Source organism: Bradyrhizobium sp. HKCCYLRH3061 (assembly GCF_051168015.1).
Classification (GTDB): Bacteria; Pseudomonadota; Alphaproteobacteria; order Rhizobiales; family Xanthobacteraceae; genus Bradyrhizobium.
The window spans coordinates 223430-246768 of the sequence record NZ_JBNPUE010000007.1 but is presented as its reverse complement, the minus strand read 5'-3'; the positions used below and the strand labels follow the sequence as shown (position 1 = coordinate 246768).

General features: G+C 66.5%; 17 protein-coding genes. 8 read left to right on the top strand and 9 right to left on the bottom strand.

Annotated elements, in window-relative coordinates; translation table 11 throughout:
- The first annotated feature begins 45 nt into the window (after positions 1 to 45).
- The 4 genes from ACQR2C_RS14785 (at position 46) to ACQR2C_RS14770 (ending at position 3176) form a co-directional block, all read left to right on the top strand.
- A complete protein-coding gene (locus ACQR2C_RS14785) occupies positions 46 to 795 on the top strand; it encodes a CBS domain-containing protein (protein WP_434881475.1) in 750 nt (249 codons plus the stop codon).
- A 12-nt stretch (positions 796 to 807) separates the two neighbouring features.
- On the top strand, positions 808 to 1116 hold the full coding sequence (locus tag ACQR2C_RS14780) for a c-type cytochrome (RefSeq protein ID WP_316179378.1): 309 nt from the start codon (positions 808 to 810) through the stop codon (positions 1114 to 1116).
- Positions 1117 to 1444: 328 nt separating this feature from the next.
- A complete protein-coding gene (locus ACQR2C_RS14775) occupies positions 1445 to 2827 on the top strand; it encodes a sensor histidine kinase (RefSeq protein ID WP_434881474.1) in 1383 nt (460 codons plus the stop codon).
- Positions 2814 to 3176: a response regulator gene (locus ACQR2C_RS14770; protein ID WP_315801667.1), complete on the top strand. Its 363-nt coding sequence runs from the start codon at positions 2814 to 2816 to the stop codon at positions 3174 to 3176. The genes ACQR2C_RS14775 and ACQR2C_RS14770 overlap by 14 nt, the downstream gene beginning before the upstream one ends.
- 594 nt (positions 3177 to 3770) lie before the next feature.
- Here ACQR2C_RS14770 and ACQR2C_RS14765 read toward each other — a convergent pair.
- The 4 genes from ACQR2C_RS14765 to ACQR2C_RS14750 all read right to left on the bottom strand — a co-directional run bounded on the left by ACQR2C_RS14765 (position 3771) and on the right by ACQR2C_RS14750 (position 10079).
- On the bottom strand, positions 3771 to 5726 hold the full coding sequence (locus ACQR2C_RS14765; protein ID WP_434881501.1) for an acetyl/propionyl/methylcrotonyl-CoA carboxylase subunit alpha: 1956 nt from the start codon (positions 5724 to 5726) through the stop codon (positions 3771 to 3773).
- 17 nt (positions 5727 to 5743) lie between these two features.
- A complete protein-coding gene (locus ACQR2C_RS14760) occupies positions 5744 to 7360 on the bottom strand; it encodes an acyl-CoA carboxylase subunit beta (RefSeq protein WP_434881473.1) in 1617 nt (538 codons plus the stop codon).
- A 138-nt stretch (positions 7361 to 7498) separates the two neighbouring features.
- Positions 7499 to 9097 (bottom strand): AMP-binding protein, encoded by a 1599-nt coding sequence (locus tag ACQR2C_RS14755; protein WP_434838154.1) that lies wholly within the window; start codon positions 9095 to 9097, stop codon positions 7499 to 7501.
- Between the two features lie 115 nt (positions 9098 to 9212).
- A complete protein-coding gene (locus ACQR2C_RS14750; RefSeq protein ID WP_434881472.1) occupies positions 9213 to 10079 on the bottom strand; it encodes a 3-keto-5-aminohexanoate cleavage protein in 867 nt (288 codons plus the stop codon).
- 188 nt (positions 10080 to 10267) lie between these two features.
- Here ACQR2C_RS14750 and ACQR2C_RS14745 point away from each other — a divergent pair, with 188 nt between their 5' ends.
- Positions 10268 to 12853, top strand: a complete 2586-nt coding sequence (locus ACQR2C_RS14745) for a cation-translocating P-type ATPase (RefSeq protein WP_434881471.1) — start codon at positions 10268 to 10270, stop codon at positions 12851 to 12853.
- On the opposite strand, the gene ACQR2C_RS14740 is transcribed toward ACQR2C_RS14745, so the two are convergent.
- The 4 genes from ACQR2C_RS14740 to ACQR2C_RS14725 all read right to left on the bottom strand — a co-directional run bounded on the left by ACQR2C_RS14740 (position 12820) and on the right by ACQR2C_RS14725 (position 16911).
- Complete coding sequence (locus ACQR2C_RS14740) at positions 12820 to 13614, bottom strand: helix-turn-helix domain-containing protein (protein WP_315801776.1); 795 nt, start codon at positions 13612 to 13614, stop codon at positions 12820 to 12822. The genes ACQR2C_RS14745 and ACQR2C_RS14740 overlap by 34 nt on opposite strands.
- 177 nt (positions 13615 to 13791) lie before the next feature.
- On the bottom strand, positions 13792 to 14448 hold the full coding sequence (locus ACQR2C_RS14735) for a glutathione S-transferase family protein (RefSeq protein WP_434881470.1): 657 nt from the start codon (positions 14446 to 14448) through the stop codon (positions 13792 to 13794).
- Positions 14448 to 15617 carry an acyl-CoA dehydrogenase family protein gene (locus tag ACQR2C_RS14730; RefSeq protein WP_316238062.1) on the bottom strand — a complete coding sequence of 390 codons (1170 nt, stop codon included), beginning with the start codon at positions 15615 to 15617 and terminating at the stop codon, positions 14448 to 14450. Before ACQR2C_RS14730 ends, ACQR2C_RS14735 begins: the two co-directional genes overlap by 1 nt.
- 154 nt (positions 15618 to 15771) lie before the next feature.
- Positions 15772 to 16911, bottom strand: a complete 1140-nt coding sequence (locus ACQR2C_RS14725; protein ID WP_434881469.1) for an acyl-CoA dehydrogenase family protein — start codon at positions 16909 to 16911, stop codon at positions 15772 to 15774.
- Positions 16912 to 17180: 269 nt separating this feature from the next.
- Between ACQR2C_RS14725 and ACQR2C_RS14720 the strand changes: the two genes are divergently transcribed.
- A complete protein-coding gene (locus tag ACQR2C_RS14720) occupies positions 17181 to 18413 on the top strand; it encodes an ABC transporter substrate-binding protein (RefSeq protein ID WP_316179363.1) in 1233 nt (410 codons plus the stop codon).
- 991 nt (positions 18414 to 19404) lie between these two features.
- Here the strand turns inward: ACQR2C_RS14720 and ACQR2C_RS14715 are convergent.
- Positions 19405 to 20178 (bottom strand): helix-turn-helix domain-containing protein, encoded by a 774-nt coding sequence (locus ACQR2C_RS14715; protein WP_434881468.1) that lies wholly within the window; start codon positions 20176 to 20178, stop codon positions 19405 to 19407.
- 200 nt (positions 20179 to 20378) lie between these two features.
- On the opposite strand from ACQR2C_RS14715, the gene ACQR2C_RS14710 reads away from it, so the two are divergent.
- Positions 20379 to 22646, top strand: a complete 2268-nt coding sequence (locus ACQR2C_RS14710; protein WP_434881467.1) for a marine proteobacterial sortase target protein — start codon at positions 20379 to 20381, stop codon at positions 22644 to 22646.
- Between the two features lie 100 nt (positions 22647 to 22746).
- Positions 22747 to 23316, top strand: coding sequence for a class GN sortase (locus ACQR2C_RS14705; protein WP_434881466.1), 570 nt, complete (start codon positions 22747 to 22749; stop codon positions 23314 to 23316).
- Positions 23317 to 23339 lie beyond the last annotated feature (23 nt).

Here is a 23339-nt window from a genome sequence, read left to right as displayed (position 1 = left end):
TATTCTCCATCGATTGCGACCGTAGCGATTGCACGAGACGACGACATGCGCGCTCATCAAATCATGACCAGATCCGTGATCGCGGTGACGCCCGGAACCCCGGTGGCCGAGGCAGCGCGGATCATGCTGCACAACCACATCGGCGGGCTGCCGGTGGTCGACGCGTCCGGCACGCTCGTCGGCATGGTGACGGACGGTGATTTCCTGCGCCGCGCCGAGCTCGGCACCGAGCGCAGGCAAGGCCGCTGGCTCGACCTCCTGGTCGGCCGCGGTCGCATCGGCGCCGACTTCGTCCATTCCCACGGCCGGACGGTCGGCGACATCATGAGCCAGCCTCCAGTCACCGTCAGCGCCGATGCCAGCCTGGCGGAGATCGCCGAGATCATGGAAAAGCGCAACATCAAGCGTCTCCCGGTGATGAGTGGCGACCGGCTGGCCGGCGTGGTGACACATACGGATTTCCTGCAAACCGTGGCCGACCTCGCCACTGCCGTTCCGGGCCCCACCCCCGACGATGACGGCATCCGCAGCGCCATCCTCGATTCACTCGACCAGGCCGCCTGCAAGCATGGCCGCTTCAACGTCGTCGTCCGCAACGGCATCGCGCGTCTCACGGGGGCGGTGCGCAACGAGAAGGAGCGGGCCACGGCGATCGTGGCGGCCAAGAGCGTCCAGGGCGTCAGGAGCGTGCGCGACCACATGTGGGTCTATCCGCCGCCAGAGGACGAGTTCGGCGGCGGTGACATCGTCTCGCTGCAGGACCAGCCGTCGACCGACGACGACCAGCCGCTGTGAGGAGAACCGGGCGTGCGACGTGCCTCCGTACCATCGCTGCTGCTGCTGCTGGTCCTGCTCTCCGCTCCGGCGGCCGCCGAGGATCTCGACCACGGCCGCCAGCTCGCCGAGCGCTGGTGCGCCGCCTGCCACGCGGTGGCCACCAAGCCAACCAAGTTCCGGCGCGCGCGGCCGTTCGTCGCCATCGCGGCCAGGGACGACGTGACGAAGGAGATGCTGACCAAGTTCCTCCTGCTTCCCCACGCAACGATGGCCAACAATCCGCTCAGTGCGAATGATGCGGCCGACCTGGCAGGCTACATTCTCAGCCTGAGGAAGTAATTAAGGCCACATTCGCCAATGGGTTGAGCCGCAGCCCCTGGCCGGCGGCGTCCGGCTGCAAGCGCACCCTGGCGCCGGTTCGGCGGCAATTTAACAGGATCCCTTGGAACAAACCGCCCAAGCCTGCGTTCTCGGTGTTCGCCGTCGTGAGCTGGAGCACGTCGCACGGCCCCTGGGGGGTCTGCTGGCGGCAAGCCGTCCTGTCCTCGTTGCCGGAAAAACCAACAACAAGCAGCGATCGAGATAGCCCTTGCATTTGTACACAAACAAGTTGGTAATCCCGTGCGCGGCGTCTTCTCTGTCGACCTGTTAGCAAGGAGCCTGCGACGTGCACGGAATGCCCGGCGCCTCCCCCGCCCCACGCGTAACCGACGACGATACGGCCTATCTGGCGGCGATCGTGGAGTGCTCGGCCGACGCCATTGTCGGCACCACCGCAGACGGCATCATCCGCAGCTGGAATGCGGCTAGCGAACGGATGCTGGGGTTCACCGCGGCTGAGATGATCGGCAGATCCGTCTCCGAGATCATACCCCCCGAGCTGGCGGAAGAAGCGAGCGCCTTGCGCGCCAGGGTCAACGCGGGCGAAGCGATCGAGAGCTTCGAGACCGTCCGGCTGACCAAGCCGGGACGCCCGATCGAGGTTTCCATCACGTTTTCACCGATCCGCAGCAGCACCGGCGTGATCGTCGGCATCTCCAAAATCATCCGCGACGTCACGCTGTCGAAGAAGGCCGAGCGTGCGTCGGCGATGCTCGCGGCCATCGTCGCCTCGTCCTCGGACGGCGTCGTCAGCAAGACGCTGGACGGCACGATCACCAGCTGGAACAAGAGCGCCGAACGCATCTTCGGCTTCTCGGAAGGCGAGATGATCAACCACTCGATCCGCACGATCATCCCGCAGGAGCGCCAGGCCGAGGAGGACCGGATCCTTGCCACCGTGCTGTCCGGCGAGATCATCGACAATTTCGAGACCATCCGCCTGCGCAAGGATGGGGCACTCATCGACGTATCGGTGACGGTCTCGCCGGTCCGGGATTCCAGCGGCCGCATCATCGGCGCCTCCAAGATCGTGCGTGACATCACCGACAAGCGCCAGACAAGAGAGCAGTTGCGCACCTTGCTGGCCGAGGTGAACCACCGCAGCAAGAACCTGCTGTCGCTGGTGCAGGCGATCGCCCGGCAGATGACCCGTCACGGCCGCCAGCTCGACCTCAACCGCTTTCTGGAGCGCCTGCAGGCGATCGCGAGCAATCAGGATCTCCTGATTCAGAACGATTGGCGTTTCATTCCGCTCGACGGCCTCGTCCGCTCGCAGCTCGGCGCATTCAACGACCTGATCGGCAACCGCATCGCGATCGACGGACCATCGATCGAGCTGACGCCGGAGGCCGCGCAGTCGATCGGCATGGCGGTTCACGAGCTCGCCACCAACGCCGCCAAATATGGTGCGCTGTCGAACGACGACGGACGGATCGCGATCCGCTGGCTGCGCATCGATGACAGCTTCGACATGACCTGGGTCGAGAGCGGCGGGCCTGAGGTCGCGCCGCCAGAGCACACCGGTTTCGGCAGCCGGGTGATTTCCGACCTGGTGCGCGCCGGCCTGGATGGAACGGTCGAGGTCGAGTTCCTGCCGGCCGGACTGCGCTGGCACCTGAGGTGCCCCCTGCAACGCCTCTGCCGCGACCGTCATCATGCGCGCCAGTGAGAAGACTCATCTCCTGATCGTCGAGGACGATCCCATGATCGGCTTCGACCTCGCGGTCGAGCTGGAAGCCGCCGGATTCACGGTGGTCGGCGTGGCGCCGACCGTGCACAAAGCCCTCCATCTGCTAGAGCGGAATCATTGCGATCTTGCCGTGCTCGACGTCAATCTCGGGCAGGAAACATCGGCGCCGATCGCGCGCGCCTTGGCGGCGGCCGGCGTGCCCTTCGTCGCCGTCACCGGCTATTCCGTCGATCAATGCCCGGAGGAATTCGCCACGGCACCGCTGCTGTCGAAGCCGTTCCAGACGTCACGGCTGGTCGCGGCGCTACGCCGTCAGTTGCACGAGTGAGAGTCGCAAGCGACCGAGCTTAAATCCCCGCTGATTCGCGTACTTTCTTCTTCGCGACGAATTCGTTTGCACACAGCTGGAGACGAGACACGCGCAGAGACGAGAAACGAGCCATTTCGGCACGGACGGTAGGCTCCCTCGCCCCGTTCTTACGGGGAGAGGGGTGGGGTGAGGGCAGCCGCACGAGAAGTATACGTGGATAGACCTGTACCCCCCTCACCCGGATTGCATCTGACGATGCAATCCGACCTCTCCCCGCGAGCGGCAGGGCAATCGCATATGGTTTTCCCGGGCGGACCTTTCATGGCCTCATGGTTCGAGACGCGTCGCAAGAGCGACGCTCCTCACCATGAGGATCAACAGCTTTGCGGCGGAGAAAGGCCCTCATCCTGAGGAGCCCGCCGAAGGCGGGCGTCTCGAAGGATGGTCGCGAAAAAACTGCGCGCCCAGCCTCTTTCACCATATGCGATTCCCCTGCCGCGAGCGGGGAGAGGTGCACCGAGCAAGCCGCAAGATGTCGGCACACACGCGCTGCGACAAGCAATGATTGCCTTCGTCGCAGATCTTCCCGTAGCTCACTCCCCTGCCCGACGATCAGGCCGCAATCTCCGCCACGATCCGGCCCGTCGTCACCTGGTCGCCCTCGGCAACCTCGATCGCGGTCACCGTTCCGGCGATGCCGGCGGTGTGGACGTGCTCCATCTTCATCGCCTCGAGCGTCACCACCGGCTGTCCCACAGCCACGCTGTCGCCCGGCTTCACCAGCACCGCGACCACACGACCATTCAACGCTGCGCGAACCCTGCCATCACCGCCGCCAGCCGCTGAGGATTGCGGCCTGGCCAACGTCACGTCGCGCAGCGCCAGCGTCTGGCCGCGATGCTGGACGAACAGCCGATCGTTGTCGCGGACGAAGCGCACGCTCTCGACGATCTCGGCGTGACGAACCCGAATCGCATCATCCGTGAGCGATACGATCTCGAAGCGATGCTCTGCATCGCCACGCGTCACGCGATAGATTCCATCACGCTCGCGCAGCAGCTCGCACTCGGCCACCTCGTCGGCGATCTCGAACCGGAGCGGCGTCGCGAAGGCAGCCGCGAGCGAGCGGCCGCGGCGGACGGGATGCGCGAGCGGATGGCTGACGGAGAGCAGCAGCGCGCCCAGCGCGAGGTCTGCCGCTTCGGCGGCCGGCGCACGCAGCTCGTCGCGATGCGCCGCGATGAATGCGGTGGTCGCCTTGCCCGCGGCGAAGGCCGGATGCCGCAGGCAGGACATCAGGAAGGCCCGGTTGGTCGGGACGCCCAAGGCAACGGCCTGCTCCAATCCGGCGATCAGCCTTCCGCGCGCCTCCTCACGAGTCGCAGCATGGCTGATCAGCTTGGCGATCATCGAATCGTAATGGGGCGGGATCTCCGCGCCGGACTCCAGCGCATGCTCGACCCGGATCGTCTCGGGCATCTGCCACAGCGCCATCCGCCCGGACTGCGGCATGAAGTCGTGTGCCGCATCCTCGGAGCATAGTCGCACCTCGATCGCATGACCCGAGAAGCTGATCTGCTCCTGGCGCAACGGCAGCGGCTCGCCGGCGGCGACGCGCAATTGCCATTCGACGAGATCGAGTCCCGTCAAGGCCTCTGTCACGGGATGCTCGACCTGCAGCCGCGTGTTCATCTCCATGAAGTAGAACTGCCCGTCGCCGTCGAGCAGGAATTCCAGCGTCCCCGCTCCCTCATAGCCCAGCGCCTTCACCGCCTGCACCGCCACCGCGCCCATGCGCGCGCGCTGCTCCGGCCCGACCGCCGGCGACGGCGCCTCCTCGATCAGCTTCTGATGCCGCCGCTGTACCGAGCAGTCGCGCTCGCCGAGATGGACGGCATTGCCGAACGAATCGCCGAACACCTGGATCTCGATGTGGCGCGGATTGGCGATCGCCTTCTCGAGGATGACGGTGCCGTCGCCGAACGCCGTCGCGGCTTCCGAGCGTGCGCTGCGCAGCAGGTCGGGAAAGGCGTCCGCATCCGTCACCAGCCGCATGCCGCGGCCACCTCCACCGGCCACGGCCTTGATCATCACGGGAAAGCCGATGCGGCGCGCTTCGCGCAGCATCGCCTCGTCGCCCTGGTCCTCGCCCTGATAGCCGGGCACGCAGGGGACCCCGGCGCGGTGCATGATGTCCTTGGCGCCGGCCTTGTTGCCCATCGCCGCGATCGCCACCGGCGAGGGTCCGATGAAGACCAGCCCCGCCTCCTCGCAGGCCTGCGCGAATCCTTCGTTCTCGGCGAGAAAGCCGTAGCCGGGATGCACGGCATCGGCCCCGCTCGCCTTGGCCGCAGCAATGATCGCGGCAATGTTCAGATAGGATTGCGCCGGCGGTGGCGCGCCGATGCGGACCGCCTGATCGGCGAGCCGGACATGCGGCGCACCATGATCAGCATCGGAATAGACTGCGACCACGCCGTAGCCGAGCCGGCGCGCGGTGCGCATGATCCGCAAGCCGATCTCGCCGCGGTTGGCGATCAGCACCTTGTGGAACGGCCTGCGTTGCATTCCCGTCATCTCTCCGCTCATGGCCTGGACACCGAGAATTGCATGCGCTGCGGCCGTCGCGCCTCCGCCTCGCGGCAGATCGCCAGCACCTCCGACAGCACCGCGCGGGTGTCGCGCGGATCGATCACGCCGTCGTCGAGCACGCGCGCCGAGGTCGCAAATACGTCCATCTGGCTGTCGAACACGCCGATGATCTGCGCCTTCATGGCGTCGAGCTTCTCGCGCTCCACCGGCTTGCCGCGGCGGGCCGCGGCCGCTTCGGTCACGATCGCCATCGTCTCCGCCGCCTGCTCACCACCCATCACGGCGGTCTTGGCGTTGGGCCAGGAGAAGCAGAAGCGCGGGTGGAACCCACGGCCACACATGCCGTAATTGCCGGCGCCGAACGAGGCGCCGCAATAGAGCGTGATCTGCGGCACGGTCGCCGAGGTCACCGCCTGGATCATCTTGGAGCCGTGCTTGATCATGCCGGCCTCCTCATAGGCGCGGCCTACCATGTAGCCTGTGGTGTTGTTGAGATAGAGGATCGGCGTTCGGGTCTGGCAACAGGACTGGATGAAGTGCGTCGCCTTGTTGGCGCCCGCCGGATCGAGCGGGCCGTTGTTGGTGACGATGCCGATCGCCTGGCCCTCGACGCGGGCATGGCCGCACACCGTGGCCGGTCCGTAGTTCGGAGCCATCTCGACGAAGTCACTGTCGTCGACGATGCGCGCAATGACCTGGCGCATGTCAACGGGACGCTTGTGGTCGAGCGGCATGATGCCGAGCAGCTCCTCCTGATCGTAGCGCGGCGGCTTGACCGGCGACGGCTCCTGCGATGGCCGGTCCCAGTTGAGCTTGCCCATGATCTCGCGCGCGATGCGCAGCGCGTCGCGATCGTCCTCGGCGAGATAGTCGCCGAGCCCGGAGATCGAGGTGTGCATCTCGGCGCCGCCGAGCTCCTCCTCCGTGGCGATCTCCCCGGTCGCGGCCTTCAGCAGCGGCGGTCCGGCGAGGAAGGCGCGGGTGCGGCCGCGCACCATGACGATGTAGTCGGACAATCCGGTCTGATAGGCACCGCCCGCGGTCGACGAACCATGCGTCACGGTGACCACCGGCAGGCCGGCCGCCGAGAGTCGCGCCAGGTTGCGAAAGATGTTGCCGCCGCGGACGAAATCCTCGACGCGGTAGCGCAGCAGGTTGGCGCCGGCGCTCTCGACGAGCTGCACGTAGGGCAGCTTGTTCTCCAGCGCCAGCTCCTGCACGCGCAAGGTCTTGTCGAGGCCGTAAGGCTGCAGCGCGCCGGCGTCGATGCCGGCGTCGTTGGCCGAGACCATGCAGCGCACGCCGGCGACGAAGCCGATACCCGCAATGACGCCACCACCCGGCACGCTCTTGGCCGGGTCCGGCGTATCGAACATGTAGCCGGCAAGCGTCGACAGCTCGAGGAACGGCGCGCCAGGGTCGAGCACCAGGGCGACGCGCTCGCGCGGCAGCAACTGACCGCGCTGATGGAAGCGCTCCTTGGCCGCCGCGGAGGCATTGCGCGTGCGCGCCTCGAGATCGCGCATCCGCGCGATCAGGCCGAGCATGCCGTCACGGTTGGCCTGGAAGGCGGCGCCGGAGGGAGAGACGGTGTTGTCGATCACGGCCACGGACGGGTTCTCTCATTTGGCGTCATTCCGGGGCGCGCGGAGCGCGAGCCCGGAATCCATCGCCACGATGGGGAGTATGGATTCCGGGCCTGGCCCTTCGGGTCATCCCGCAATGACGGAGGAAGTGGAGTAGACGGCTCACGCGCTCTTCGCCGCGAAATGCTCGCCATAGGCCTGGCGCAGCTCGACCTTGCGCAGCTTGCCGGTAGCCGTCATCGGCATCTCCTCGAGCACCCGCACCAGCTTCGGCACCTGGAAGCCACCGAGCGACTTGCGGCAGTGCTCGAGCAGCTCGGTCTCACTGGCCTGCGCGCCGGGCTTGAGCTTGACGAAGGCCGACACCGCCTCGCCCCATTGCGGATGCGGCAGGCCGACGACGGCGGCATTCTGCACCGCCGGATGCGCCAGCAGGGTCTCCTCGATCTTGACCGAGGCGACGTTCTCGCCGCCGGACTTGATCATGTCCTTCTTGCGGTCGAGGAACAGCACCTCGCCGTTGTCGATGACCGCGAGATCGCCGGTGTGGTGCCAGCCGAACTTGCGGGCGTCCTCGGTCGACTTCGGATCCTTGTAGTAGCCCAACATCACGTTCGGCCCGCGATGCACCAGCTCGCCGATCTCGCCCGGCGGCAGCAGATTGCCGGCATCGTCCATGATCGCGGTCTCGTTGACGAACAGCGACTCGCCCCAGTAGTTGCCGAAGCGGTTGAGCTGGACCTCGGGCCGCGACATCGTCGTCGCGGGATACATCTCGGTCTGGCCGCTGGTCAGCGCGAAGTTCGGACACAGCTCCTTGATCGCGCGCTCCAGCAGCGGCCGGCCCATCGGCGCCATGGTGTAGAGGCAGGTGCGCAGATGCGAGAGGTCGAACTCCTTGCGCCGCGGATGATCGAGGATGGCCTGGTACATCAACGGCAGACCGACGAACACGGTCAGCCGATCGCGCACGATCGCCTCCATGCAGGCGACCGGGTCGAAGCCGCGCATCAGCGCCATGCGGCCGCCGACCGAGAGATAGCTGAGCAGCAGCACGTGGCCGGCACAGTGGAACAGCGGGAACTGCCCGGTGATGCCGTCGTCGCGCGAGAGCTGCATCTCGATGCAGTTGCTCATCACGGCCATCACCACGGCGAGGTGACAATGCATCGCGCCCTTCGGCCGCGACGTCGTGCCCGACGTGTAGATGATCATCGCGAGATCGCGGTCGTTGATCTCGATCTCGGGCTCGACGTCCGAATGCCCCTGGATGAGGTCGTTGAAGCTGGCAAGCCCCGCGGTCCTCGCCGTCCCGGTGAGATCGACGGCGATCAGCTCGACGCCGCGCTGTTCCAGCGCCGCCCGCCGCTCCGGCTGCGCAAACAGATTGTCGTCGATGAGCGCGAACCGCACCTCGGCATGGCCGAGGATGTAGTCCATGTCGGCGGGCCCGAGCATCGTATTGATCGGCACCCAGACGAGACCGGCGCGATGGATGCCGAACAGCGCTTTGACGAACTCGATCGAGTTGTTGCAGACGGTGGAGATTGTCTCGCCCGGCTTCAGCCCCTTGGCGAGGAGATGGTTCGCGAACCGGTTGGCATCGCGCTCGAGCTCGGTGAACGTCACCTGGCGGCCGCCATCGGTGATCGCAACCCGCTCCGGGAAGCGCCGCGCCGCGCGCTTCAAGAGATCGCCGATCGCAACCCGGCCGATCCGGCCCGGACCGGGCACGCCGCCGGTGGTCTCAAGATTGGTCATTGATTTACTCCTCCCCATCGGCGTCATTGCGAGGAGCGCAGCGACGAAGCAATCCAGGGCCCCGCCCACGACTCTGGATTGCTTCGCTGCGCTCGCAATGACGGAGCACTTCGCATCAGTTGACGGTGCCGAACATCTGCCGCGCCTCGGCGGGGCTTGCGATCTCGCGGCCCGTCCGCCTTGCGCAGGCGGCGATCGCCTCGATCAATTGGCCGTTCGAGGTCACCTTGGTGCCGTCGGCGAGATAGAACGTGTCCTCCAGTCCGGTGCGGAGATGGCCGCCGAGCTCGGCGCAACGTTGGTGCAGCGGCCAGATCTCGGCGCGGCCGATCGCGGTGACCTGCCAATGCGCCTCGGCGAGCTTCAGCTTGAGCAGGATCGGCAGCAACTCGGGATCAGCCGGCATGCCCGACGCGACGCCCATCACGAAGTTGTATTCGAGCGGGCCGTCATACATGCCGGTCTGGCGATACATCCCGACACAGCGCACGATGCCGACATCGAAGCATTCGAATTCCGGGATCGTGTGCGCGTCCTTCATCGCGGCGAGATAGTCCTGGATCTTCTCGACCGAATTGTCGAACATCATCGGCGGCCAGGCCCAGGTGTTGTCGGCCTTGACCTTGAGGTAGTTCAGCGAGCCGGCATTGCAGGCCGCGATCTCCGGCCGGGTCTGCCGGATGCAGTCGAGCGCGCCTTGATAGTCCGGTCCCGACACGCCCGAGGTGTGATTGATGATCACGCCGGGGCAGGCCTCGCGGATCGCCTGCTGGATCTCGCGGGAGACGTCGACGTCCCAGGACGGCAGATGCCCCTTGCCAGCGGCCTGCTGGCGCAGATGGATGTGCATAATCGCCGCACCCGCGTCATAGGCGCGCCGCGCCTCGCGCGCCATCTCCTTGGGCGTGACCGGCACGTGATGCTGCCTGGGATCGGTGAGCACGCCGTTCAGCGCGCAGGTGATGACGGCTTTGTCGCTCATGGCACTCGTTCGATGGGCTGCGCGCAGGCGGCGCTGTGCTGATAGGGTCCGTATATGACGGTCGCACGCCGGGATCTGCTTGCGTTGACTCGCTGGTGACATGCAGCGCAACCGGATATTGCTTTGCGTCAAATCCGCGGCCGGAAACGGCGCTAAGCGGTTCCTGCTCTCCTCCTCACGGGCGTGCAATGTCGACCGACCCACAACCTGCGCCGATGTTTCCCGATGGCTTGAGCGCGGCGGAAGCCGCGCGCCGGCTGCAGACGGAGGGCTTCAACGAGCTGCCGCAAGCAGGCTCGCGCTCGATCCTCCGCCTCGTCGCCGACGTTCTGAAGGAACCGATGCTGCTCCTGCTGCTGGGCGGCGCCGGCATCTATCTCGCGCTGGGCGACACGGCGGAGGCGATCCTGCTCGGCGTGTTCGCCTCGGCTTCCGTCTTCATCACCATCGTGCAGGAGGCGCGGACCGAGCGCGTGCTGGAATCGCTGCGCGACCTGTCCAGTCCGCGCGCCCTGGTGATCCGCGACGGCGAGCGCATCCGCATCGCCGGCCGCGAGGTGGTGCGCGGCGATCTCATCGTGCTCTCGGAGGGCGATCGCGTCGCAGCCGATGCGGTGCTGCGCGACTGCGACGATCTGCTCACGGATGAATCGCTGTTGACGGGCGAATCCGTGCCGGTGCGCAAGCGGCCGGCCGCCGGCGAAGCGATGGACGCGGCAACCATGGCCGGCGGCGACGACCAGCCCTTCGTCTTCTCCGGCAGCCTGGTGGTGCGCGGCGGCGGCATCGCCGAGGTGATGGCGACAGGGCCGCACACGGCGATCGGCAGGATCGGCCAGTCGGTGACCGCGCTCGAGACCGAGACGCCGCGGCTGCGGCAGCAGACCCGGCGCCTGGTGGTGGCGTTCGCGATCGGCGGCGCCATCGTGGTTGCGATCACGGTCGTGCTCTATGCGATGTACCGCGGCGGCTGGCTGGAGGGAATCCTCGCCGGCATCGCGCTGGGCATGTCGATGCTCCCTGAGGAATTCCCGGTGGTGCTGACGGTGTTTCTGGCGATGGGCGCCTGGCGCATCTCGCAGGCGCGGGTGCTGACGCGGCGCGCCTCGGCAATCGAATCGCTCGGCGCCGCCACCGTGCTGTGCTCCGACAAGACCGGCACCCTGACGCAAAACCGCATGATGGTGGCCCGGCTGGTGCTGCCGGACGGCGGCGTGCTGCAGCCTGCGACGGCGACGCCGGAAGCCATCGCACCGCCGTTCCGCGATCTCGTCGCCACCGCCGTGCTCGCCTGCGACCCGCAGTCGCATGATCCGATGGAGAAGGCGCTGCACGCGCTCGGCGCCGACGCCACCGCGGGCGCCACGTTGCAGCGGCGCTACGGTTTGCGCCCCGACCTGCTGGCGATGACCAACGTCTGGTCGCGCGACGGCGCCGGTGTCGCGGCGGCCAAGGGTGCTCCGGAAGCGATCGCGAAGCTGTGCGGCGTCGACGGCGGCGCGCTGGCGGCGCTGCAGGCGCGCGTCGAGACGCTCGCCGCCGAGGGCCTGCGCGTGCTCGGCGTCGCCGAGGCGAGCTGGAGCGGCGAGGCGCTTCCCGACGCGCAGCAGGACTTCGCGTTCTCATTCCGCGGTCTCGTCGGCTTCGCCGACCCGCTGCGCCCGGAGGTGAAGGATGCCGTCGCCGAGTGCCGCGCCGCCGGCGTCCGCGTCATCATGATCACCGGCGACTATCCCGCGACGGCCACCGCCATTGCGCGGCAGGCCGGGATCGATCCCGAGCGCGTCATCGCGGGCCCCGAGCTTGCCGATCTCGACGACGACGCCCTGGCGCTTGCGGCGCGCGCGCCGACGGCGTTCGCGCGCATCATGCCGGAGCAGAAGCTGCGCATCGTCACCGCGCTCAAGGCCGACGGCGAGATCGTCGCGATGACCGGCGACGGCGTCAACGACGCGCCGTCGCTCAAGGCCGCGCATATCGGCATCGCCATGGGCGGCCGCGGCACCGACGTCGCGCGCGAGGCCTCGGCGATCGTGCTGCTCGACGATGATTTCGGCTCGATCGTCAAGGCGATCCGGCTCGGCCGCCGCATCTACGATAATCTGCGCAAGGCGATGAGCTTCATCCTCGCCGTGCACTTTCCCATCGCCGGGCTGGCGCTGCTGCCGCTCGTCACCGGCCTGCCGCTCCTGCTCGGACCCGTGCACATCGCGTTTCTCGAGATGATCATCGATCCCGTCTGCTCGCTGGTGTTCGAGGCCGAGACCGAGGAGAGCGACATCATGCGGCGGCCGCCGCGCGATCCGCAGGAGCCCCTGCTGCCGCGGCCGCTGGTGCTGTGGGGGGCGCTGCAGGGCATCCTGGCGATGCTCGCCACGGGCGGCGTACTGCTGCTTGCACACCGCAATGGCATGCCGGACGACGAGCTCCGCGCGCTGGTGTTCTTCAGCCTGGTGTCGGTGATCGTCAGCCTGATCTTCGTCAACCGCTCGTTCTCGAGCTCGCTGCGCGAGGCGCTGCTGCGGCCGAACCGCATGCTGCTGCTGGTGATCGGCTTCGTCGTCGCCGTGCTCGCGACAAGTCTGACGCTGCCTGCCGCTGCGGCGCTGTTCCGGTTCGGACCGCTGCACGCCGACGATCTCGCGCTGACTGCAGCCGCCGCGATCACGACGCTGATCATGCTCGAACTGTCGAAGTTTCCGCTGCGCGCCGCCCTGTCGCGGCGCGCGGACAAGCCGGATCAGGTGGTCAAGGCCGCCTCGCCGGCGCGGTAGATCGCGAGATCGCGCGAGCCGGAGAAGATCGCGCGCGGCTTCAGCCCGTAGAAGCGGCGGATCGAGTGGCTGAAATGCGTGGAATCGGGATAGCCGATGTCCTGCGCGAGATGCGCCAGGTTGAGGTCCTGGTTGGCGTAGTTGAGCAGATGCCGCGCGCGCTTCCAGGCGCGGAACGAGCGGAAGGAGATGTCGGTCTCCTCCTTGAACAGATGCAGGAAGCGCGACGTCGAGAGCCCGACGGCGGCGGCGCAGCTCTCGGCGGTCGCCGGCTCGCCGGAGAAGCGGCTGATCAGGCCGATCGCCTTGACCACGCGGGGATCGAGCGTCCGCTGCGGCAGCACCTCGCCGAAGCACAGCCGGTCGAACACGGCGCTGGTGACGTCGCCGCTCAGCGGCCGCTGCACCAGCTCCTCATAGGCGGCGCGGATGCGGCAGGCATAGGCCTCCGCCTCGCGGGTGACCTTGCTCGCGAAGCGGTCCAAGGCGCCGATCGGCACGCTCTCCGGCTCGATCGTCACGACGATGACGGTGCGATAATCACTCTCGATCGTGTGCTGCCTGTTGGGCGGCACGACCAGCAGCTCGCCGCAACGCTCCTCGCCGCCATCGGGAATCAGCCGCAGGCTGCCGGTGAGCGCGACGTAGATATGGCACGCGCCCGAGCAGCGCTGGCGCGGACGGCCGAGCAGCCCGGCGTAGAAGACGCGCTCCGGCGTGATCAGCATGAGATGGCCGGAGTCCCGGCGCGTCACGTCCATGGTCTTCACATCCATGGTCTTCCTCCTGAGGCGCGGCTCTGTCGGCCGCTTCTTTGGAAGAGAACCATAGCGCAATTCGCGTCGCTGTCATCGGCGATGACTGCCGATTTTTGTCGCGGTTAACCCAGTGCTCAAGGATGCATCCGTCATCCGGGACGCCCGAATGACGTGCGCAACTCACGGCCTGACACGCGGCTTGATGCCCTGCTCCACGCCTGCACGCTGCTCGGCGGCGCGCGCCCTCTGGTAGCCATCGCGCTGCTGCAGGCGCGCCCAATAGGCCGCCACATTCGGCCCGAACTCCTTGGAAAGGCCGAGCGTGTCGGCGAGCCGCAGCGCATAGCCGATCACGATGTCGGCCGCGGTGAAACGACCGGCGCACAAGAACTCGGCATTCGCGGTCGCTGCCTCCACCGCGCGCAGCCGGCCCAGGAACCATTTGGCATAGTCGGCGGCGACTTGCGGCGAACGCCGCTCTTCCGGCTCGAGCTGAGTGTATCGCAATACCAGCGTCTGCGGGAACGTCAGCGTCGCGTCGGAGAAATACATCCAGTTAAGGAACGCACCGTAGGCCGCCTCCTCAGGTCCGACCATCAGCGGCGTCGGGCCGTGCTTGATGCCGAGATAGTGACAGATGCCGGAGGACTCCGTCATCTTCGTCTCGCCGTCGATCAGAAGCGGGATCGTGCCCAGCGGATTGATCGCCAGATATTCCTTCGCCAGCACCCGTGGCGGGAACGGCAGCATCTTCAACTCGTAGTTAAGTCGAAGCTCTTCCAGCATCCACAACGAGCGAAACGACCGGGCGCCGTCGCAATGATACAGCGTGATCATCAGGCGTTCCCCGCTTTGCCGGTGCCGGGCAAAGTCCCCATCATCTTGCACAGGATGGTCAACATGACCTCGTCGGCGCCGCCGCCGATCGAGCTCAGGCGCGAATCGCGATAGGCGCGGCTGACCGGGGTCTCGTTCATGAAGCCCATGCCGCCCCAATATTGCAGGCAGGCGTCGGTGAGCTCGCGGCCGAGCCGGCCGGTCTTGAGCTTCACCATGGTTGCGAGCCGCGTCACGTCCTCGCCGGCGATCATCGCCTCCGCGGCCTGATAGGTCAATGCGCGCAGCAGCTCGACCTCGGTCTGCATCTCCGCGAGCTTGAAGTGGACGACCTGGTTGTCGAGGATCGAGCGGCCGAAGGCCTTGCGGTTGCGGGTGTACTCGATGGTCGCATTGATGATCGCCTCATGCGCCTTGAGGCAGGCGGCGCCGGCCCACAGCCGCTCCTCCTGGAACTGCATCATCTGATAAGTAAAACCCTGCCCCTCCTCGCCGACGCGGTTGCGCTTGGGCACCCGGACATTGTCGAAGAAGATCTGCGCGGTGTCGGACGAGCGCATGCCCATCTTGTCGAGCTTGCGCGCGACCTGCACGCCCTTGCTCTTCATCGGCACGCAGATCAGCGACTTGTTGCGATGGACAGGTCCGTCGCTGGTGTTGGCGAGCAGGCAGATGAAATCGGCCTGGGTGCCGTTTGTGATCCACATCTTGCCGCCATTGATGACGTAGTCGTCGCCATCGGAGCGCGCCTGGGTCTTGATCGAGGCGACGTCGGAGCCGGCACCGGGCTCGGACACGCCGATGCAGGCGACGTAGTCGCCTGAGATGGCGGGCGCCAGGAACTCCTTGCGCACCTCGTCGGAGCCGAACCGCGCCAGCGCCGGGGTCGCCATGTCGGTCTGCACACCGATCGCCATCGGGATCGCGCCGCAATTGATGGCGCCGAGCTCTTCCGCCATCATCAGCGCGTAGGAATAGTCCAGCCCCTGGCCGCCGAACTCGACCGGCTTGTTGAGGCCGAGAAAGCCGAGGTCGCCGAGCTTCTTGAACAGCTCATGCGCGGGGAAGATGCCGGCCTCCTCCCATGCGTCGACGTGAGGATTGATCTCGGCGGCGATGAACTTCTGCAGGATGCGGCGCGGTTCGTCGTGGTCGGCGGTGAAGAGCATGTTTCATTCCCTGTCATTCCCTGTCATTCCGAGCGGTCGCGCAGCGGCCGACCCCGGAATCTCGCTATGTCTTATCTAACTGCTTCACGATCGTCAGTCCGGGGCAAGGCCGCAGGCCTTGAACCTGGAATGACGGGCTTGGAGAGGCCGCGACTCACAATCCCATCTGCCGGCTGGCCAGATCTTTCATGATCTCCTCGGTGCCGCCGCCGATGGCGTTGACCTTGACCTCGCGATAGATCCGTTCCACGCGGACACCCCGCATGAAACCGGCGCCGCCAAAGATCTGCACGGCTTCCGAGGCGCAGTAGGCCATCGTCTGCGTCGCCTGGTTCTTCATCATGCAGATCTCGGCGACCGGATTGTCGCCCTGTTCGAGCCGCCACGCCAGCATTTCCAGCATCGCCTGCGACGCCGCCACGCGCTGCGCCATGTCGACCAGCTTGTGGCGGATGACCTGGTGCTGGGCGAGCGGCTTGCCGAAGGTGTGGCGCTCCCGGGCGTAGGCGATCGCATCGTCGAGGCAGACACGGGCGTAGGCCGTGCAGCTCGCCGCCATGCCCATCCGCTCGCTGTTGAAATTGTGCATGATCAGCTTGAAGCCCTGCCCTTCCTCTCCGATCAGGTTCTCGACCGGCACGCGGCAGCCGTCGAAATGCAGGGTCGCCGTGTCCGACGCCCACCAGCCCATCTTGTCGAGCCTGGTGCGCGTCAGCCCCGGCGTGTCGCCGGGCACGAGCAGCAGACTGACGCCCGCCGGCCCCGGTCCGCCGGTGCGCACCGCGACGGTGATGTAGTCGGCCCGCATCCCGGAGGTGATGAATGTCTTCTCGCCGCTGACGATATAGTGATCGCCGTCGCGGACGGCCCTGGTCCTGAGATTGGCAACGTCAGAGCCACCGCTCGGCTCGGTGATCGCCAGCGCCGAGATCTTGCGCCCCGCAAGAATCTCCGGCAGCACGCGCGCCCTCACCTGCGGCTGCGCGGCGCGCGCGATCGGCGGCGCGCCGATCGTATGGCTCATCAGGCTGGCACTGATGCCGCCGGCCCCCGCACGCGCCAATTCCTGCGACGATACGATCTTCATGAACTGGTCGGCCGGCACGCCGCCGAATTCCTCCGGGAAGCCGAGCCCAAGCAGGCCGATCTCCGCCGCCTTCAGATACAGCGCGCGCGGAAATTCGCCGGCCTCGTCCCACGCGCTCGCGAACGGCGCGATCTCCTTGTCGACGAAGCGCTTGATGACGTCGCGGAAGGCCTCGTGCTCGGCCGTATAGAACGGGCTTTTCGTCATGGCGGTGCCGGGAGGATCCTGCTTCGTGCGCCTCAGAAGATGCGCCGGAAACGCCCGTATCAACTTGCGTGGAGTGGCTGGCTGGCAAAATCACCTGCGGCGCGCCCGGTCGGCCCGGCCGGCTTCCCAGGGCCAGCGCCTGGACGCAAGACAGTGCATTGCACACATCTGCCCACTCGTTGTGGTGAGCGGCCTTGCACGGTCGCCATCGCCGCAGGCCAAGAGCAAGAACGACAATCACGAAAATTCAACCAGAGGAAGCCCAGGGAATGTTGCCGATGACGACCAGGACTCTGCTCTCATTCGCGGCCGCGGCCGCCTTTTCCGTACTGGCGAGCCAGAGCGCCCTTGCGCAAAAGAAATACGACACCGGCGCCACCGACACCGAGATCAAGATCGGCAATGTCGAGGCCTATAGCGGCCCGGCCTCGGCCTACGGCATCATCGGCAAGACCGAGGAAGCCTATTTCAAGATGATCAACGACCAGGGCGGCATCAACGGTCGCCGGATCAACTTCATCTCCTATGACGACGGCTACAGCCCGCCGAAGACGGTCGAGCAGGTGCGCAAGCTGATCGAGAGCGACGAGGTGTTCCTGGTGTTCAACGCGCTGGGCACGCCGACGCAGACCGCCGTGCAGAAATATCACAACGCCAAGAAGGTGCCGCAGCTGTTCCTCGCCACCGGCGCCAGCAAGTGGAACGACCCGAAGGAATTTCCGTGGACGATGGGTTTCCAGCCCAGCTACCGCGTCGAGGCGCGGATCTTCGCCAAGTATATCTTGAAGGAAAAGCCGAACGCGAAGATCGCGATCTTCTATGCCAATGACGATTTCGGCAAGGACTACGTCCTCGGCATCAAGGAGGTACTGGGCGACAAGGCCAAGACCATGATCGTGGCCGAGGAGAGCTACGAGACCTCCGAGCCGTCGATCGATGCTCATATCGTCAAGCTGAAGGGCACCGGCGCCGACGTGTTCGTCAACATCGCGACGCCGAAATTCGCAGCCCAGGCGATCAAGAAGATCGCCGAGCTCGAGTGGAAGCCGATGCACCTGATGACCGACGTCTCGATCTCGATCGGCGCCGTGATGAAGCCGGCCGGCCTCGAAGCCTCCGAGGGCGTGCTCTCCGCCGGCTATCTCAAGGACCCGTCGGATCCGCAGTGGAAGGACGACGAGGGCATGAAGAAGTTCATGGCCTTCATCGACAAGTACATGCCCGGCGCCAACATCTCCGACGCCAACCTCGCCTATGGCTATGCCGCGGCGCAGACCATGGTGCAGACCCTGAAGCAGTGCGGCGACACTCTGACCCGCGAGAACGTCATGAAGCAGGCCGCCAGCCTGAAGGATTTTGCGCCTGACACCCTGATCCCCGGCATCAAGGTCAACACCGGCCCGAATGATTTCGCCCCGATCGAGCAGCTCAAGATGATGCAGTTCAAGGGCGGCAAGTGGGATCTGTTCGGCGACATCATCAGCGCTGACGTCGGGGGGTAGGTTCACGCACGCGCCGGGTGGTAGACCCGCGCGCAATTGATGCCCACGTTCTAACCACGATACCGGTCGACTCCCCTCCCCCTTGCGGGGAGGGGAGTCGACCGCCATCGGGTCAAATTCTGCCAAGCAAAATCTTCTTGCTATTTTTCCGAATCCATGTTTCTCTCTCGCCATCCCGCCTCACTGCGGAGGGGCGTTACGCGCGATCGTCACGACACGCGAGGCGGGGATGCGGTGGCCGCGAGAGATCGCAGCGTCTTCTTACGAAGGCGCGGACGAACGATCGCTTGCGGACGTGAAGTCGCAGCGTCCTGACACCCCGAAGCTGGTGTCTCCCGCGCAACGCGCAAGCATTGTCGCGGCATGGTGGCCAACAAGCCGGTGCACCAGGGAGACTGCGTATAAGCGTTCAACCCATCGCGCAGGGAATGCCGGCGTGCTCGGCTTTGCCTGTGGTACCTGCCGCCTGCATTTTTTTCGCAGGCGGGCCATGGGTGAGGCCTTCACCCGGCATTCCCTGCGCCCTCTGCACGTGAAGAGGGACGGACTGATTGAAACCTCGGGCGAGTGTCGCCGCGAGACTGCGATGACACGTCCTTAGTCGATTGTCTGCTGAGCGATCCGATCTGTCGTTCAGACGTTCGGCTGCTTGAACGTCGCGCTGTTTGATCCCGTGAATCCGCCTCACCCCACCGCCGTCGTCCCGGACAAGCCGTGACGCGCGAAGCGCGGCACGGTGCCGATCCGGGACCCATACTCCGCGGCGGTGATGTGGCGCGAAAAAGCCAATGACCAGCCGGACTCAAACCGCTCCCTGGGGGTATGGGTCCCGGCGTTCGCCGGGACGACGCTGCATGGCTAGAAGCACGGCGGCAACTACAAACTCCGTCATTGCGAGCGAAGCGAAGCAATCCAGGGCCGAGTTCACGACTCTGGATTGCTTCGTCGCTTCGCTCCTCGCAATGACGGTGGTTAGTCGTGTGCCCAAATCTCACGGCACGCCCTGCACGAACAGCGCGAACGGCTCCTCGACGGTCTTGCGCAGGTGCTCGCGATAGAAGCCATAGTGCAGATCGTCAGCACCGAGTCTGCCGAAGCTCGGCTCCACCACATTGCGCAGCGGGAGCAGCGCGATCGGCGCGGCGATCGGGGTCAGCAGCGAGCCGCGGCCCGCCAGGAGCGTCGTGATGATGCCGTACATCTCGCCGGTGATGGTCGGCCTGGAGACCGTGATCAGGCGGTGCTGGCCGTGGCGGTTGGTGACGAGGTAGACGAAGCCGGACTGGTTTGGCACGGCAACCTCGCCGAACTGCGTGAACGCCGCATCGAGCCGCGCGCCTTCGCGAAACGTCAGCGACGACGCGGCATCGTCCCAGACGATGTCGGTGCGGTAGGCGTAGATCGCGTCCTTGTCGCCGAATGACGGGCGCAAGGTGACGTAGGTGCCCTCGATCCACTCCACAGCCCGCCGCGAATAGGAGCCGAGGCTGTCGGGTGCAATGCCGCCGCTCGCGGCAGGCGCGGCGAGAGGTGCGCTCGGCGCCTTGCGCAGGGACATGCCGAGCGCCTGCTCGAGCCTGACAATGGTGGCGAGCGTGAACGGGCGGCGGCCGCCGAGCGCCTTCTCGAGGGTCGAGAGGCTCAGCTTGGCCTGCTCCGCCAGCGCCTGCCGCGACATCCGGCGCCGCGCGATCTCCTCGCGGACGGTCTCGGCGACCTGCCGGCTCTGCTCGTCGGAAAGCTCGCTGTTGTCCGGTATCGACATCCTGTCCCCTGCCGCGTGATGCGCACCTCTTCTAGCAGACGGACAAATCAGCACAAACCCGGACAGATCAGCCGCGCTCTCGACCACGACAGGACATGCGCGGGCGGGCGGCGGCCGAACAAGACCGACCATTCCGCTCGCGGTGCCGGCGCGCTGCGCCCAGTCTCGGCCTGCCGAATTTGTTCGTTGCGGAGGCAATGATGAGCGAGACAATGGACCACGATATCAGAAGCAGCACCCATCCGGTCCGGTCATGGATCGTGACCATGCTGCTATTCCTGCTGCTCCAGGCCGCCGCCGTGCTGCTGGTCGGCTTCACGGCGCTGTTTCTCTGCGTCACCCCTGGCTGGTCCGCCGAAGGGCCATTGGCGCCGCTGACCAGGCCGGGCGACGCCCGCTCCGGCGCACTGCTGTTCAAGTCCGACGGCCGCTATGCCGAGGCGCCGCGGCTCGGCATCGATGTCGACATCGTCGTCTCCGGCCCGACCGCGCGGGCGCGCGTGACGCAGCTGTTCAAGAACACCAGCTCGCAATGGATGGAGGCGGTCTATGTCTATCCGCTGCCACCCGACAGCGCGGTCGACACGCTGAAGATGATCGTCGGCGACCGCGTCGTGGTCGGCGACATCAAGCCGCGCGAACAGGCCAAGGTGATCTATGAGCAGGCCAAGCGCGACGGCAAGACCGCGGCGCTCACCGAGCAGGAGCGACCGAACATCTTCACCAACTCGCTCGCCAATATCGGCCCCGGCGAGACCGTGCTGGTGCAGATCGAATATCAGCAGCCGGTGGCCGCGAGCGGCGGCGAGTTCTCGCTGCGGGTGCCGCTGGTCGTGGCGCCGCGCTACAATCCGGCGCCGATCGTGCAGAGCGTCGATCTGCGCCCGGGCGGCAACGGCTGGGGCGCAGCGAGCAACGATCCCGTGCCTGATCGCGACCGCATCTCGCCGGAGGTGCTCGACCCAGCCAAGACCGATCCGGTCAATCCGACGAGGATCACGGTGCGGCTGCAGGCAGGCTTCGCCATCGGCGAGGTCAAGAGCCACCATCACCAGGTGACGATCGACAGCCCCGATGCGAAGACGCGTGTCGTGACACTCGCCGAGGGCGTGGTGCCGGCCGATCGCGATTTCGAGCTGACCTGGAAGCCGGCGGCCGCCGCGACGCCGTCGGTCGGCCTGTTCCACGAGCAGGTCGGCGATGCCGACTATCTGCTCGCCTTCGTCACGCCTCCCGCAGTGACGGCGTCGGCACAGCGTCCGCAGCCGCGCGACGTGATCTTCGTGATCGACAATTCCGGCTCGATGGGCGGCACCTCGATCCGCCAGGCCAAGGCCAGCCTGCTCTATGCGCTGAACCGCCTGCAGCCGGGCGACCGCTTCAACGTGATCCGCTTCGACGACACCATGACCGTGCTGTTTCCCGCCTCGGTGCCGGCCGATGCCGAGCATGTCGGCAGCGCGACCAGCTTCGTCAGTGCGCTCGACGCGCGCGGCGGCACCGAGATGGTGCCGGCGATGCGCGCGGCGCTGACCGACGACGGCAGCGACTCCGACCGCGTGCGTCAGGTGGTGTTTCTGACCGATGGTGCCATCGGCAACGAGCAGCAGCTGTTCGAGACCATCACCGCGATGCGCGGCCGCTCGCGCATCTTCATGGTCGGCATCGGCTCGGCGCCGAACACCTATCTGATGACGCGCGCCGCCGAGCTCGGCCGCGGCGCCTTCACCCATATCGGTTCGGTCGAGCAGGTCGAGGACCGCATGCGCGATTTGTTCGCCAAGCTGGAGAACCCGGTGGTGACTGGGCTGAGCGCGACGTTCTCCGAAGCCTCTGCCGACCTCACGCCCGCGGTGCTGCCGGACGTCTATCGCAACGAGCCGCTGGTGCTGGCCGCCAAAATCGATCGCCTCGCCGGCTCGCTGCAGCTCAAGGGCCGCATCGGCGACCAGCCCTGGACCATCACCTTGCCGCTGTCCGGCGCCGCCGAGGGCAAGGGCCTGTCGAAACTGTGGGCGCGGCGCAAGATCGGCGATGCCGAGGTGGCGAAGACGATGCGGCAGATGACGCCGGAGGAAGCCGACGGCGCCATTCTGGAGCTCGCGTTGGAGCACCAGCTGGTGAGCCGCCTGACCAGCCTCGTCGCCGTCGACAAGACGCCGCGCCGTCCCGACGGCGAGCCGCTCAGGCTCGCCGAGCTGCCGATCAACCTGCCGGCCGGCTGGGATTTCGAGAAGGTGTTCGGCGACCGTGGCCGGATGCCGGCGGCACAGAAGGAGCGCCGCGCTGGAGCAGACCGCGACGTCCAGCTCGCCGCGCTGAAGCGGCCGGTGGTGCCGGCAGCGCCTGCGACGGTCACGCTGCCGAAGACGGCGACCGATGCGGAGCTCAGCATGCTGCTCGGGTTGGGCCTGCTGATGCTCGAACTGATCTGGCTCGTCGCGATCAGGCGGCGGGCTGCCAACTAAGCAATGTCGTCATTGCGAGGAGCGAAGCGACGAAGCAATCCAGGGGCTGCACAACGACTCTGGATTGCTTCGCTTCGCTCGCAATGACGGAGGAGAGAGAATGCCACGATTTGTCATCCCGCTCGCAGTCGCGCTTGTCGGCCTCATCCTGTTCGGCCACGGCGCCCTCATCCATGCCAAGGCGATCGTGGCGCAGGTGCTGCTCGATCGCGCCTTCACCCAGACCATTGCGACCGGCCATGCGGTCAAGCCGTGGTCCTGGGCCGACACCGTCCCGGTCGCGCGCATCGAGGTGAAGAGCCTCGGCGTCTCCACCATCGCGCTGGCCGGCTCGAGCGGCCAGGCATTGGCCTTCGGCGCCGGCCATGTCGAGGGCAGCGCCGAGCCGGGCGAGCCGGGTGTCGCCGTCTACTCGGGCCATCGCGACACGCATTTCCGCTTCCTGAAGGACGTCAGCATCGGCGACGAGATCGACATCGTCAGGCGCGACGGCAAGACCTTCCGCTATCGGGCCGACGGGGCCAGCGTCGTGCGTTTCGATGCGTCCGGCATCGATCCGGACACCGAACGCCCTGAGCTCGTGCTCTCCACCTGCTGGCCGTTCGACGCGCTGACACAGGGCCCGGAGCGCTACGTGCTGCACGCCACGCTGATCGCGTCTGAAGAATGAACGAGACCATGGCTGCCCTTGGG

Coding starts and splice junctions, on each gene's coding strand:
- ACQR2C_RS14785 (WP_434881475.1), top strand. CDS start 46: ATGCGCGCTCATCAAATCATGACCAGATCCGTGATCGCGGTGACGCCC.
- ACQR2C_RS14770 (WP_315801667.1), top strand. CDS start 2,814: ATGCGCGCCAGTGAGAAGACTCATCTCCTGATCGTCGAGGACGATCCC.
- ACQR2C_RS14765 (WP_434881501.1), bottom strand. CDS start 5,726: ATGCAACGCAGGCCGTTCCACAAGGTGCTGATCGCCAACCGCGGCGAG.
- ACQR2C_RS14755 (WP_434838154.1), bottom strand. CDS start 9,097: ATGACCAATCTTGAGACCACCGGCGGCGTGCCCGGTCCGGGCCGGATC.
- ACQR2C_RS14750 (WP_434881472.1), bottom strand. CDS start 10,079: ATGAGCGACAAAGCCGTCATCACCTGCGCGCTGAACGGCGTGCTCACC.
- ACQR2C_RS14745 (WP_434881471.1), top strand. CDS start 10,268: ATGTCGACCGACCCACAACCTGCGCCGATGTTTCCCGATGGCTTGAGC.
- ACQR2C_RS14740 (WP_315801776.1), bottom strand. CDS start 13,614: ATGGACGTGACGCGCCGGGACTCCGGCCATCTCATGCTGATCACGCCG.
- ACQR2C_RS14735 (WP_434881470.1), bottom strand. CDS start 14,448: ATGATCACGCTGTATCATTGCGACGGCGCCCGGTCGTTTCGCTCGTTG.
- ACQR2C_RS14730 (WP_316238062.1), bottom strand. CDS start 15,617: ATGCTCTTCACCGCCGACCACGACGAACCGCGCCGCATCCTGCAGAAG.
- ACQR2C_RS14725 (WP_434881469.1), bottom strand. CDS start 16,911: ATGACGAAAAGCCCGTTCTATACGGCCGAGCACGAGGCCTTCCGCGAC.
- ACQR2C_RS14720 (WP_316179363.1), top strand. CDS start 17,181: ATGTTGCCGATGACGACCAGGACTCTGCTCTCATTCGCGGCCGCGGCC.
- ACQR2C_RS14715 (WP_434881468.1), bottom strand. CDS start 20,178: ATGTCGATACCGGACAACAGCGAGCTTTCCGACGAGCAGAGCCGGCAG.
- ACQR2C_RS14710 (WP_434881467.1), top strand. CDS start 20,379: ATGAGCGAGACAATGGACCACGATATCAGAAGCAGCACCCATCCGGTC.
- ACQR2C_RS14705 (WP_434881466.1), top strand. CDS start 22,747: ATGCCACGATTTGTCATCCCGCTCGCAGTCGCGCTTGTCGGCCTCATC.